This is a genomic window from Mariniflexile ostreae (assembly GCF_042427585.1).
GTDB classification, from domain to species: domain Bacteria; phylum Bacteroidota; class Bacteroidia; order Flavobacteriales; family Flavobacteriaceae; genus Pseudalgibacter; species Pseudalgibacter ostreae.
In genome coordinates this window covers 148,764-162,606 of sequence record NZ_JBHMFC010000016.1, presented here as the reverse complement: position 1 = coordinate 162,606, position 13,843 = coordinate 148,764, and the positions used below count along the sequence as shown (strand labels likewise).

Annotated in this window: 9 protein-coding genes; 8 read left to right on the top strand and 1 reads right to left on the bottom strand. The window is 36.4% G+C overall.

Annotation, left to right across the window (positions count from 1 at the left end):
* Nucleotides 1-53: 53 nt before the first annotated feature.
* From ACFFU9_RS05830 to ACFFU9_RS05805, 6 genes are all read left to right on the top strand, one after another.
* On the top strand, nucleotides 54-944 hold the full coding sequence (locus ACFFU9_RS05830) for a TssN family type VI secretion system protein (protein ID WP_379860453.1): 891 nt from the start codon (nucleotides 54-56) through the stop codon (nucleotides 942-944).
* The gene (locus ACFFU9_RS05825) at nucleotides 931-2,091 is read left to right on the top strand and encodes a hypothetical protein (protein WP_379860452.1); all 1,161 of its coding nucleotides are present in this window, start codon (nucleotides 931-933) and stop codon (nucleotides 2,089-2,091) included. Before ACFFU9_RS05830 ends, ACFFU9_RS05825 begins: the two co-directional genes overlap by 14 nt.
* A 410-nt stretch (nucleotides 2,092-2,501) precedes the next feature.
* Nucleotides 2,502-2,963, top strand: coding sequence for a ribosome assembly cofactor RimP (gene rimP, locus ACFFU9_RS05820; protein ID WP_379860451.1), 462 nt, complete (start codon nucleotides 2,502-2,504; stop codon nucleotides 2,961-2,963).
* Between the two features lie 13 nt (nucleotides 2,964-2,976).
* Nucleotides 2,977-4,209, top strand: a complete 1,233-nt coding sequence (nusA, locus tag ACFFU9_RS05815) for a transcription termination factor NusA (RefSeq protein ID WP_379860450.1) — start codon at nucleotides 2,977-2,979, stop codon at nucleotides 4,207-4,209.
* Nucleotides 4,210-4,296: 87 nt separating this feature from the next.
* Complete coding sequence (gene infB, locus ACFFU9_RS05810) at nucleotides 4,297-7,233, top strand: translation initiation factor IF-2 (protein WP_379860449.1); 2,937 nt, start codon at nucleotides 4,297-4,299, stop codon at nucleotides 7,231-7,233.
* Nucleotides 7,234-7,582: 349 nt separating this feature from the next.
* Complete coding sequence (locus ACFFU9_RS05805) at nucleotides 7,583-8,047, top strand: DUF4168 domain-containing protein (protein WP_379860448.1); 465 nt, start codon at nucleotides 7,583-7,585, stop codon at nucleotides 8,045-8,047.
* Nucleotides 8,048-8,582: 535 nt separating this feature from the next.
* Here ACFFU9_RS05805 and ACFFU9_RS05800 read toward each other — a convergent pair.
* Nucleotides 8,583-8,966, bottom strand: coding sequence for an SPOR domain-containing protein (locus ACFFU9_RS05800; RefSeq protein ID WP_379860447.1), 384 nt, complete (start codon nucleotides 8,964-8,966; stop codon nucleotides 8,583-8,585).
* 215 nt (nucleotides 8,967-9,181) lie between these two features.
* On the opposite strand from ACFFU9_RS05800, the gene ACFFU9_RS05795 reads away from it, so the two are divergent.
* Together ACFFU9_RS05795 and ACFFU9_RS05790 are read left to right on the top strand one after the other, a co-directional pair.
* Nucleotides 9,182-10,474 (top strand): c-type cytochrome, encoded by a 1,293-nt coding sequence (locus ACFFU9_RS05795; protein WP_379860468.1) that lies wholly within the window; start codon nucleotides 9,182-9,184, stop codon nucleotides 10,472-10,474.
* Between the two features lie 157 nt (nucleotides 10,475-10,631).
* Nucleotides 10,632-13,826 (top strand): TAT-variant-translocated molybdopterin oxidoreductase, encoded by a 3,195-nt coding sequence (locus tag ACFFU9_RS05790; protein WP_379860446.1) that lies wholly within the window; start codon nucleotides 10,632-10,634, stop codon nucleotides 13,824-13,826.
* Nucleotides 13,827-13,843: the final 17 nt, after the last annotated feature.

Below are 13,843 nucleotides of genomic sequence, written 5' to 3'. Positions count from 1 at the left end.
TTAAGTTTAAATTATTAAATCAATAAAGGTTCGATATAAAGAACGTTCTTGAAATGGATACATTAATAACATTTTTTTTAAAATACTTACTAGCGCCCTTAGCGGTACTTTTTTTGCTTATAATTCTTAAATTCTCTAAAGTCAAAAAAAAATTAAATATGAAGAAGGTGATACTCTTCATTTTAATAGCATCAATAATTCTAGTGTTGCCCGCATTCTTTGGGCTGCTTAAGTACGAATTTATATGGGGCGGTTTATTGATCACTATGGTCATTTATCTGCTTCTAGGTGTAGGCTTGGTTTTTTATACAAACTCTAACAGTTTTAAAAGTTTAGGTTTAATCGACGAAAAGGAGCAAAAGACTTACTTCTATATCGTTATTTTAATCATTCTCATTTTGGCAGCATGGGGCTATTACTTATTGTTTAATTGGCTAAGTAAATTGCCTTATTCTATTTGGGTCATGACATCAGTTTTATGGTCTATGGTGCCCTTGTTTTACATTATTACACGAGATGTGTTCTTAAAAATAACACCTCCGTTTTTTAAAGCATGGCAAGTGAAAAGCGATGCTAATAACGATTCGTATTGGGATAAGATAGACACCTTTACTTTAATACAAGTTACGGCCAAAGTTAAACGAAAACCCTCGGATGAAGAGTATGCTTCTTTTGCCGTAAAATTGCCTACGGAAGTGATACTGGGTAAATGGTTCGATAGGTTTATTGAAGATCAGAATGTTAGATTCCCTCAAGATGTGATTAGAACAACAGACGAATCGGGCGACGGTATGGGCTGGATTTTTTATACCAGTAAATGGTTTAGCTTCCCATTATTTACACGCGTATTAGACGCCGATAAAACGGGAAGTGAAAATAACATAAACGATAAACAAGTTATTTTTGTTAGACGTATTAAAATAAAACAGGATGAAAACGAATAAATTACAACATTTACCCATCAATTGGAAAGACGGTGTAAAACTTTCAGAAAAGCATTTTTTTGAACAGTATTACAATACGATGGAGACTATTAAAAACTATAGCTCTACGGGCCAAAAGAATTACGATTTTGGTGTTTTAGAACCTATTGATGAGTATACCGACGCTTTAGAGCTGGAGCTTTCATCGGATACGGGCAATACCATGACGGTTAGCCTTACTGCTTGTAATGCGATAACTAAAAACGGATACAAAATCCTCTTTTATAACGGTCTGTACGGTGAAGATTTTAAACCGAAAAAAACCATAGATTTTAAGGAGGCAGAAGATGCTGCTACTCATAAATATTATGTAATTGTTAGCATAAGTCCTTTTGAATTGTTGCCAGTTGGTTATCCAGACCCTGAAGTTGTGCCATTGCACCATCCTTATGCCTTGCCTAAGATAGCTTTAGATGTTGTGCCTTATAACCAGGTGAACACTCATTTTTTAGAAGGTCATTTTATAATCGTTGGAGAAGTGCAGTCGGAAAGTGGTATGTTCTCTTTGAATAAAGCATATATACCGCCAGTAAAAAAAGTGGTTTACAATGATAAATTAACAAAATTTAGACTAAATCTTGTTCAGGTTTTTATAAGAATGCGAAAAAGTGCTATTCTAATCATTAAAAAAAATAGAGGCAATAACAGGATTAACCGTCTAGCAGAAAATACCTTTGCCCTTTGTAGTGACTTTAATCAGTTCTACGCACAAAGCATCTATTTTTTAGAAGAAATAGCTTCAGAAGAGTCTCCTATTTTGTTAGCCAACCAAATTTCAATTTTAGCGAATCAACTTTCCACTTCATTGCATATCATGGATGAGAAGGAAAGAGAAGAATTGCTTCAGTATTATTTTGAATGGACAGATATAAAACCATCTACTTTTAATGACAAAATTGATGACGTGCTAAATAACCGTTACAATCATATGGACATTGCTGTAACTGTCGATGTTTTGGGTGAATTTATCTCTGTTATTGATCGTTTGTTTAATAAAATGAGTGCATTGGAGTATATTGGACAACGCAAAGATAATATTGTTATTAGCGAAGATTCCGTTGTTAAGAGAACAAAGCCAGGAAAATCGTCTTGGTCTATTTTTGATTAGATTTACGGCTTGTGTATACAGTATTAAAATGAATGAAGGGCTTTATTTCAATTAGAAGTTCTCCACTGCGGAGGTTGTAATCTTGATGATAAAACAAAATGCTATCAATGGAGCTGTAAGCTAAAGCCAATAAATCTACGTTGCGTGTCTGTTTTCTGTAACCAGAATTTTGAAAGGTAAAATATACGGCTTATTTTTTTTAAAAGGAATGGGTTTATGCGCAAAGGCCTTTTCGCAGATTAAGCAAAGTAGTTAGTAATGAGTGGCTTTTTGGTGTTTTTAAGATCAGCAATGTGTATAAATATATAAAGATATACTTAAAAAACCAATAATAATTTATATCTTTGCACCGTTGTAAGGCGAAAAAACAAAATGAGGGGACGAGAAGTCCCCTCTTTTTATACTGAAAAATGTTTAAAACTACAGTTACAGATTTACTAGAAAGCGCATTAAAAGAGCGTCCAGATTTATTTCTGATTGATTTTTCTATTGGGAGTGAAAATCAGATAAAAATTGTAATAGATGGAGATAACGGTGTTCTTGTAGAAGACTGTATGTACATCAGTAGGGCGATTGAGCACAATATGGATAGAGAAGAACACGAGTTTTCTTTAGAAGTGTTTTCTGCTGGAGCCACATCTCCTCTGGTTCATGTTAGGCAGTATAAGAAAAATATAGGCAGGACACTGGCTGTAAAAACCGCTTCTGGAACCACCGAAGGTGTTGTTACAGATGCAACGGAAACAACCGTTTCACTAGAATGGAAGGTTAGGGAGCCGAAACCTGTGGGTAAAGGCAAAATAACCGTTACAAAACAAGAAAATATTGCTTATAGCGATATTTTAGAAGCTAAAGTGGTGATTAAATTTTAATTCAAAGGGAGTTATGGAAAATATAGCGTTAATTGAATCGTTTTCAGAATTCAAAGACGACAAATTAATAGATCGTGTAACCTTAATGGCAATTCTAGAAGATGTTTTTAGAAGTGCTTTAAAGAAAAAATTTGGAGATGATGATAATTTTGATATTATTGTAAATCCAGATAAAGGCGATTTGGAGATTTGGAGAAATAGGATTGTAGTGGCCGATGGAGAAGTGGAAGAGCCAAATCAAGAAATATCCTTAAGTGAAGCGCGTAAAATTGAGCCGGATTTTGAAGTAGGAGAAGATGTGTCTGAAGAGGTAAGGTTGGTAGATTTGGGTAGACGTGCTATTTTAGCATTGCGCCAAAACTTGATTGCTAAAATACATGAGCATGATAATACCATTATCTACAAGCAATTTAAAGATTTAATTGGAGAAATTTATACAGCAGAGGTACACCATATTCGCCATAGAGCAATAATTTTGTTGGACGATGATGGCAATGAAGTTATCTTGCCAAAAGAAAAGCAAATACCATCCGACTTCTTTAGAAAAGGAGATAATGTAAGAGGCGTCATTGATAGCGTAGAGCTTAAAGGTGCAAAGCCTACTATTATCATGTCTAGAAGTTCGCCCGTTTTTTTAGAGAAATTGTTTGAACAGGAAATTCCAGAGGTTTTTGATGGTTTAATAACTATTAAGAAGGTTGTAAGGATTCCAGGTGAAAAAGCAAAAGTGGCTGTCGATTCTTATGATGATAGAATTGATCCCGTAGGTGCCTGTGTAGGGATGAAAGGATCAAGAATTCACGGGATTGTTCGTGAGTTAGGAAATGAAAATATTGATGTTATTAATTACACTAATAACCTACAATTATACATCACAAGAGCCTTAAGCCCTGCAAGAGTAACATCTGTTAAGATTGATGAAGAAACGAAACGTGCAGAAGTCATACTCAAACCAGAAGAGGTGAGTAAAGCTATCGGTAGAGGAGGGCACAATATTCGATTAGCGGGACAGTTAACAGGTTACGAAATAGATGTGTTTAGGGAAGGTGTTGAAGAGGATGTTGAACTATCTGAATTCTCGGATGAGATTGAAGGGTGGGTTATCCAAGAATTTAGCAAAGCCGGTCTAGATACAGCAAAAAGTATTTTAGAGCAAGACGTTCTAGATTTAGTGAAAAGAACGGATTTAGAAGAAGAAACGATTAGGGATGTCATTAGAATCCTTAGAGAAGAGTTTGAAGAATAATACCTGACTTATTATGTGAAAGCTGTAGGGTTTTTATATGATAGAATTTGGTATAAAGTATATATTTGAGTATATTAAAGGCAATTTATGGCTGAAACAATAAGATTAAATAAAGTATTACGTGAGTTAAATATTTCTTTAGACCGCGCCGTAGAATTTTTGGATTCTAAGGGGGTTGAAATTGATAAGCGACCTACTACAAAAATTTCTCAGGATGTATATGCTATCCTTTCTGATGAATTTGAAAATGATGCTAGTAAAAAAGTAGCGTCTAAAGAAGTTGGGGAAGCGAAGCTAAAAGAAAAAGAAATATTGCGTGAACAGCGCGAGCGTGAGCTTGAAGCGAAACAGCAAGAGGACTTAAGGAAGCAAACTGCAAAGCAGGAGGTGATTAGAGCAGCTAAGCCCCTTTCTGGGCCAAAGCAAGTTGGTAAGATTGACTTAAATCCTAAGAAGAAAGAAGCTCCTATAGTGGCTAAAGAAGAAGCAGTTGAGGAAGTTCCTGTTATAGAAGCACCTGTTGCTAAAAAAGAGGAACCAAAAGTTGAGCCTGTTGTTAAAAACGAAGCGGTTGAAAACAAAGCTGCGGAGGCTAAACCAGAACCTATAGTTGAGACGCCTAAACAGGAAAAAACGATTAAGGAAGAGGTGCCTCTTGAGAAAGAAATTAAAAAAGAGATTCCAAAAGACCCTGCTAAAACCGTTTTAAAAGAGACGCCTAAAGACGTTACTAAAGAGACGCCTAAATATGTGGCAAAAGAAACTCCAAAAGAAACCTCGCAAGGGCCTGTTAAAGCAGCGACAAAAGAAACTCCAAGAGAAGTGCTTCCTGGAGAAGAAACTTTGAAAACTAAATATCAGAAGCTTACTGGCCCAAAAATATCTGGAGATAAAATAGATCTTTCCCAATTTAATAAGCCAAAGAAAAAGAAAGAAGAGAAAAAAGCAGATGGCAATAAACCATCTGATGCAGCAGCTAATAAAAAGAAACGCCGACGCATTAGTAAAACTGGAGGGCCACAGGACAATAGACCTGGAGCAGCTAGACCTGGAAGTGGTGGTAACGATAGATTTAAAGGGAAACCTGGAGTACGTCGTACTATTGTAAAGGAAGAGCCAAGTGAAGAAGATGTAAAAAAACAAGTACGGGAAACCTTGGAGAAATTACAAGGTAAAACAAGTAAAGGTAAAGGCGCAAAATATAGAAGAGATAAACGAGACCTTCATAGAGAACAGACAGAACTGGATCAACAGTTAGAAGCTGCTGAAAGCAAAATACTTAAAGTAACCGAGTTTGTTACGGCTAGTGAGGTTGCTACCATGATGGATGTTCCGGTAACACAAATTATATCGGCATGTATGTCATTAGGTATGATGGTGACCATGAACCAACGTTTAGACGCTGAAACATTGTCTATTGTTGCAGATGAGTTTGGATATCAAGTCGAATTTGTAACGGCAGGTATTGAAGAATCTTTTGAAGAAATAGAAGACACCCCAGAGAGTTTAGAACCTCGTGCTCCCATCGTAACCGTTATGGGTCACGTAGATCATGGTAAAACATCGTTATTGGATTACATCCGTAAGGAGAATGTAATTGCTGGTGAATCTGGAGGTATTACCCAACATATTGGTGCTTATGGTGTTGAATTGGATGGTGGTCAAAAAATAGCTTTCCTAGATACGCCTGGTCACGAAGCGTTTACTGCAATGCGTGCACGTGGTGCTCAAGTAACAGATATCGCGATTATTGTTGCAGCAGCAGATGATGACATCATGCCGCAAACCAAAGAGGCTATTTCCCATGCACAAGCTGCAGGAGTCCCTATTGTATTTGCCATCAATAAAATTGATAAACCACACTCAAATCCAGAAAAGATTAAGGAAGGTTTAGCACAAATGAATCTTTTAGTAGAGGATTGGGGCGGAAAAATTCAGTCTCATGACATTTCTGCGAAAGTAGGTACAGGTGTAAAAGAGTTGTTGGAAAAAGTGTTACTTGAAGCAGAATTGCTAGAATTAAAAGCCAATCCAAATAAACGTGCTACAGGAACTGTTGTAGAGGCGTTTTTAGATAAAGGCCGTGGTTATGTGTCTACAATATTAGTACAAGCCGGAACTTTACGTATCGGTGACTATGTATTAGCTGGAAAAAATAGTGGTAAAATTAAAGCCATGCATGATGAACGTGGTAATGATGTTCTTGCTGCAGGCCCTTCTACTCCAGTGTCTATTTTAGGACTGGACGGTGCGCCACAAGCCGGTGATAAATTTAGTGTTTTTGCAGATGAGCGAGAAGCCAAGCAAATTGCAACTAAACGTGCACAATTGCAACGTGAGCAATCTGTTAGGACGCAACGACATATTACACTTGATGAAATTGGAAGACGTATCGCATTAGGAGATTTCCAAGAATTGAACATTATCCTTAAAGGAGACGTGGATGGTTCTGTGGAGGCTTTAACAGATTCATTCCAAAAACTTTCAACAGAAGAAATTCAAATTAATATTTTACATAAAGGTGTGGGAGCCATTACAGAAAGTGATGTCTTGTTAGCTTCAGCTTCCGATGCTATTATTATTGGATTTAATGTGCGTCCTGTAGGAAATGCTAGAACTACGGCAGATAAAGAAGAAATCGATATTAGAACATATTCTATTATCTATGACGCAATCAATGACCTTAAAGATGCTATGGAAGGCATGTTATCTCCAGAGCTTAAAGAAGAGATTACAGGTACTGCCGAAATTAGAGAGGTGTTTAAGGTCTCTAAAATTGGAACTATAGCAGGTTGTATGGTAACTAACGGAAAAATCATTAGAAACTCTAACATACGTTTAATTCGAGATGGCGTTGTGGTGTTCACAGGGGAACTTAGTTCTTTAAAACGTTTTAAAGACGATGCTAAAGAGGTTTCTAAAGGTTACGATTGTGGTATGCAAATTAAAAACTATAACGACATTCATGAAGGTGATATTATCGAAGGTTTCCATCAAGTTGAAGTGAAAAAGAAACTTAAATAAGTCCACTACCGTTTTAGGTATTTAAACAAAAAAGGCATCTATTTTTAATAGTTGCCTTTTTTGTTTTATAGCTAGTCTATAAGTTAAACTGAGGTCGGGTGTTTTGAAAACATTATGGTTCTCTTATCCGTTATGCTACAAATTTAATAACACTAAAATGCCCAAAAGAATTTTTTTCTTAAAATAGAGGTGTTTTAATCACCTGCTATTAACGCCTTAAAGTATATTTTTTCTTAAAAAAAAACTCAAAACGCATGACCTAACTTATAAAATAACGTTAAGAAGTCTGTTTTAGTTGGCAGTAAAAACCATAGCTTTTAAGTTTGATAAAATCTTATAAATAGTTATTATGTTTAAGACATTGAAAATCAATATTTTATTTTTATTTACGTTTGTTTTCGGATCTATAACCCTGTTAGCTCAGGAAGAACAGGTGTCTGATAAGCAATTACATCAATTTGCTGAGGCTTTTACAGAGGTGCAACTGCAAAACCAAAAATCCCAACAGGAAATGATTGCCGTTATAGAGGATGAAGGGTTAGAGGTAGTGCGTTTTAATGAAATTCAAAAGGCGGTAATGAATCCAAACGAAACATCCGATGCTACTGCCGTAGAGAAAGAAAAGCATGAAAATGTAACAATTAAGCTTGAAAAGATGCAACCTGAAATCGAAAGGAAAACGATTGCACGTTTGGAGTCTACTGGTATTTCGCTAAAAGACTATGAGTCTTTAGCTGTAAAAATTCAGGAGAATCAAAGTCTTCAGCAGCGTTTGAAGACCATTTTAATGAAGCGTCAAGACCAAGACCATTAATCTTATTTAGGATAAAAAAAGGGAAGCCACGTAGAGCGGGCACTGAAAAACCAAGCCTTTTTCAGGTAGCATTTTAAAAAAGCGATTAAATAAACTTCAGATTTTATTTAATCGCCTTTTTGCTCTATCTATTTTGGTGGATTATAGTGTCTTACAACAGCTTTAACAGGCATATTTCAGCTCTAAAACCTGTGGTTTACTGTATTGTTCCACTATGCTTGTAGTTTGAGGGTTCTTTTCAGGTTTACAGTAAATATAATTGAATTCTTTACTGCTGTAATAACAGCCCCAAGTTTGGGTTAATCAAAAAAAAGAAACAAAAAAGGTGCTAGAACACTATCGTTCTAACTCCTTTTTATTCATTTTTAATCCAATTGACTGAGGTGCTTTTTCAGTGTCCTCCCACTTGGAATCCCTTTTTTTTATGAACTTAAAGCGATATTAATTAAAAGTTATAGCCATGGTGGTTTCTTTAAAATTTAAAAAGCAGCATGGCTAAAAAATTAAGTTTTCGCTTGTTTTTAATATGGTGGGCTTATTTTTTAGGTTTAAAAATAAAAGCACCTGGGAAATCGTTTTTAATTTTTCTTAAAGCTCTATCGGCTTCTAATCGTGTGGTAAAGTTACCAGCCCAAATTTTATAATTGGGGGTTTCAAATTGAAGTGTGCACGGCCATTGGTCGTAAGTAGATTCGAAATTTGATTTTGCCGATTCGGCATCTCTTCGGCTACCTGAATAAATTTGTACTTTATAACGATTGGCATCGTTTCTGTTCATTTCTTTTTTCACATCTAATAAACGCGTTATTTTTTTATCTTGGTTTAAAACAACATTTCCTTGCTGAGCAGAGCAAATGTGAAGGTTTGCTAAGAAGCAAAAAACAGTTAACAAGCTAATTTTCAAATACAATGTTTTCATTTTTTATATATTTAGTGCAAATGTATAAGTTCTAAACTTATTTCGTGGGGTTTTTATTATTTAGAACCTCTCTAAATTAGTAATTAACGGTTCGCTAACATTTCCAGAATCGACTTTAAATGTTACTTTTGCGACAGATTTTTTTAACTGTATATTTTTTCAATTGTTAAATGAAAAAACCATACCAAAGTTTAGAAGTTAATTTGACCAACAATATGAAACAGGTGATTCACCGTAAATTGAGCACAAGAATTATCGGTCTTGGCTTAATTGTACTATTAGCGTTTACAGCCTCGCTTTCTGCTCAGACAGGAGATCCAGCAAAAGGAAAGACATTGTTTAATTCCAATTGTGCAGCATGCCATCAATTGGATAAAAAAATGACAGGTCCTGCATTGCGTAATATGGAAGCCCGTTTGGCCGATGAAGAAGGTCTGGATAAAGATTGGCTTTATGCATGGATTCGTAATAGTTCGGGGCTTATAAAGTCTGGTGACGCTTACGCAAACAAAATTTATAATGAGTATGGTGGCGCAGCAATGACGCCATTTCCGCAATTGTCTGATGAAGATATAGACAATATCTTGGCCTATACCGCTGAGGAAAAACCTGCACCTACTACGCCTGCACCTGTTGCAGGGGCTGTTTCAGGTTCAGAAACTACCGGAGGTATTTCAAACGAAATCATTTTAGGAGCATTAGCTATTCTGTTCCTACTTTTAGCAATAGGGCTGTACTTGGTAAACAAAACACTACGACGTTTTGCCGCAGCTCAAAATATTGAAGTCCCAGAAGATTCAAAAAGAAAGCCTTTATGGAAGGCATTTATAGAAAATCAGTTTTTACTGTTAGTAGTAGCCGTATTCTTTTTATTGGCTAGTGCTTATTTTGCTTTTGGTTATTTAATGCAAGTTGGTGTTGATCAAGGGTATCAACCAGTCCAGCCTATACATTTTTCACATAAAATACATGCTGGCGATAATGGCATTGATTGTAAATACTGTCACTCTTCGGCCAGAGTTAGTAAAACGTCTGGTATTCCTTCATTAAATGTATGTATGAATTGCCATAAATCGGTTTATGAATATACAGGAGAGACCTCGGCAGAGTATACAAAGGAATTCTATGATGGTGAAATTCAAAAGTTATACGCAGCAGCAGGATGGAGTGATGCCGAACAAAAATATACTGGCGAGTCCCAACCTGTAAAATGGGTTCGTATTCATAATTTGCCAGATTTTGTTTATTTTAATCATTCACAACACGTTTCTGTAGGTGGTTTGGAATGCCAAACCTGTCACGGTCCTGTTCAGGAAATGGAAGTTATGTACCAGCATGCTCCTTTAACTATGGGATGGTGTATTGATTGTCACCGAACAACTGATGTTAACGTAGAGGATAACGCTTATTACACTAAAATACATGAGGAATTATCTAAAAAGTATGGTGTAGAAAAATTAACGGTAGCCGAAATGGGCGGGCTCGAGTGTGGAAAGTGCCATTATTAAATTAAAAAGTAAAATATCCGTAAAGGATAATACAAATAAATATATATAAAAGGTATAATTTTTTAGAATTACGATATACGAATTACGATTGTAGCGTATTTTAAAAATCTGTAAATTGAAATCGTAACTCAAAAATCTAAAATCGTAAATAAACAATATGTCATCAAACAAGAAATACTGGAAAAGTGTTGAGGAGCTAAACGAAGATAGTTCTATTGTTGAGGCGCTAAGACAAAACGAATTTGTGGAAGAAATCCCTACAGATGAGTTTTTGGGTGATAAAAACACTTTAGAAGCCACTTCTACAACACGTCGTGATTTCTTAAAATATGTCGGTTTTACTACAGCTGCTGCATCTTTGGCAGCGTGTGAGGGCCCTGTTAAAAAATCGATTCCTTATGTTGTACAACCCACGGAGATTATTCCTGGCGTTGCCAACTATTATGCTACAACCATTGCTGATGGATTTGATTTTGCTAGTATCTTAGTTAAAACTAGAGAAGGACGTCCTATTAAAATTGAAAACAATACCATGGCCGCTACTAAAGGTGGTGCGAACGCTAGGGTAAATGCTTCGGTTTTAGGATTGTACGATAGTTTAAGGGTTCAAGGGCCTAGAAAGTCAAAAGCTTCTATATCTTGGAGTGATTTTGATGTAGAAACCAGTCAGAAATTAACCGATCTTGTTGCAGCGAATAAAGAAATTGCGTTATTAACACAAACTTTTGCAAGCCCTTCAACAACTAGGCTAATTTCAGAATTTAAGGAGAAATATGGTCAAGTACGCCATGTCGTTTATGACGCTGTTTCAGAGTCTGCTGCATTGGATGCTTACCAAGCGAGATATAATGAACGCGGATTAGCCAATTACGACTTCTCAAAAGCCATGACTATTGTCTCTTTTGGTGCAGATTTCCTAGGCGATTGGCAAGGAGGTGGTTTTGACTCAGACTATTCTAAAGGCAGAGTGCCCACTAACGGCAAAATGTCTCGTCATATTCAATTTGAGTCTAACTTATCATTAACTGGTGCCAATGCCGATAAACGCGTGCCTTTAACACCTAGTCAGCAAAAAGTAGCATTAGCTAAGTTACATGCTTATGTGTTGGGAGGGTCTGTCTCAGCAAGTCTTCCGGAACATATTGAATCGGCTATTAAAAATGCTGCCGAGCAACTTAAGCGTGCTGGGTCTGAAGGTGTTGTTGTAACAGGAATTCAGGATGTAAATGCCCAAACGGTAGTTTTAGAAATTAATGAAGCTTTAAATAGTAAAGCTTTTGATAAAGAAACGCCTATAAAAATTAGACAAGGAAATGATAAAGATGTTGCTGCTTTAGTCAACGATATGAAAGCAGGTAAAATAGGGGCCATTATTATGAGTGGTGTTAATCCTATTTATACATTGCCTAATGCTAAAGATTTTGCGGAAGGGTTAGCACAGACAGAATTATCGATTGCGTTTTCTATGAAAGAAGACGAAACGTCTTCTTTAACACAATATATTGCAGCAACCCCTCACTATTTAGAGGCTTGGGGAGATGTTGAGTTTAAAAAAGGACACTACGCGTTAACACAACCTACAATTCGTCCATTATTTGATACCAGACAATTTCAAGATGTCTTATTAAAATGGATTGGAAATGATATGTCTTATCATGATTATATCAAAGACACTTGGGGAACTAACATTTTAGGAGAAAGTTCTTTTAATCAAGCCTTGCACGATGGGGTATATGTTGGAAAAATTGCATCAGTGGAAAACAATGCCATTTCTAACAAAAAGGATGATAAAACCTTTGTAGGTGGTATTATAGAAGATGTTGCAGAAGGTTTAGGACTTAAGAAAAACGATTCAAATACCACTTCTGGTGTCGCTAACCCTGCTGCTTCCATTACAGGAGCAGTAAAAGCTTTGGCAGCAGCTAAAAGTGAAGGTTTAGAATTAACATTATATACTAAAACAGGTATGGGTGATGGCCAACAAGCCAATAACCCATGGTTACAGGAGTTTCCAGACCCAATTTCACGAGCGTCTTGGGATAACTATCTAACCGTTTCTAAAGCAGATGCAGACGCATTGGGCTTAATTAACAGACATGTTGCAAATGGAGGTTTAAACGGTAGTTACGCTAATGTAACGGTAAACGGGGTAACCATTACTGCACCTGTGATGATACAACCAGGCCAAGCAAAAGGCTCTGTAGGTCTAGCTTTGGGATATGGTAAAACCCTAGGTCTCAAAGAAGAAATGCAAACGGGTGTAAATGCTTATGTATTATACCAAGGCTTTAATAATGTTCAAAACGTTACTGTAGAAGCCGCTTCTGGTGAGCATGAATTTGCTTCAGTTCAGTTGCATAAAACCTTAATGGGACGTGGCGATATTATTAAAGAAACCACTTTAGAGATTTTTAATACTTACGATAGAGAAGATAAAGAACACGGATGGAATAAAGTGCCAAAAGTATCTTTAAACCATAAAGAAACCCCTGTAACATCTCCAGATGTTGATTTATGGGATAGTTTTGATCGTTCTATTGGACATCACTTCAATTTATCTGTCGATTTAAATGCGTGTACCGGTTGTGGAGCGTGTGTAATTGCTTGTCATTCAGAAAATAATGTTCCTGTTGTTGGAAAATCAGAGGTGCGTCGTAGCCGTGATATGCATTGGTTACGTATTGATAGATATTATTCATCTGAAGATACCTTTACAGCTGATATTGATAAAAAAGAAGGCATATCTGGTTTAAGTAGTTCATTGAGTGAGTTTGGTGAATTGGAACATCCTGCGGAGAATCCTCAAGTGGTATTCCAGCCGGTAATGTGTCAGCATTGTAATCATGCGCCTTGCGAAACGGTTTGTCCTGTAGCTGCAACATCACATGGCCGCCAGGGGCAAAATCATATGGCCTATAACCGTTGTGTAGGGACTCGATATTGTGCCAACAACTGTCCTTATAAAGTGCGTCGTTTTAACTGGTTCTTATATGCAGGCAACGACGAGTTCGATTACCATATGAATGATGACTTAGGACGTATGGTATTAAATCCAGATGTTGTAGTTCGTTCACGTGGTGTTATGGAAAAATGTTCGATGTGTATTCAAATGACACAGAAAACAATTTTAGATGCTAAACGCGATGGTCGTGAGATTAAAGACGGAGAGTTTCAAACGGCTTGTTCAGCAGCGTGTAGTAATGGCGCTATGGTGTTTGGAGACATCAATGATAAAGAGAGTAAAGTTGCAAAACTAAAAGAGGATAATCGTATGTATCACTTGTTAGAGTATTTAGGGGTAAAACCTAATGTACAATATCATACTAAAGTGAGAAATACAACCGAATCATAAATTAATTAACAATTATA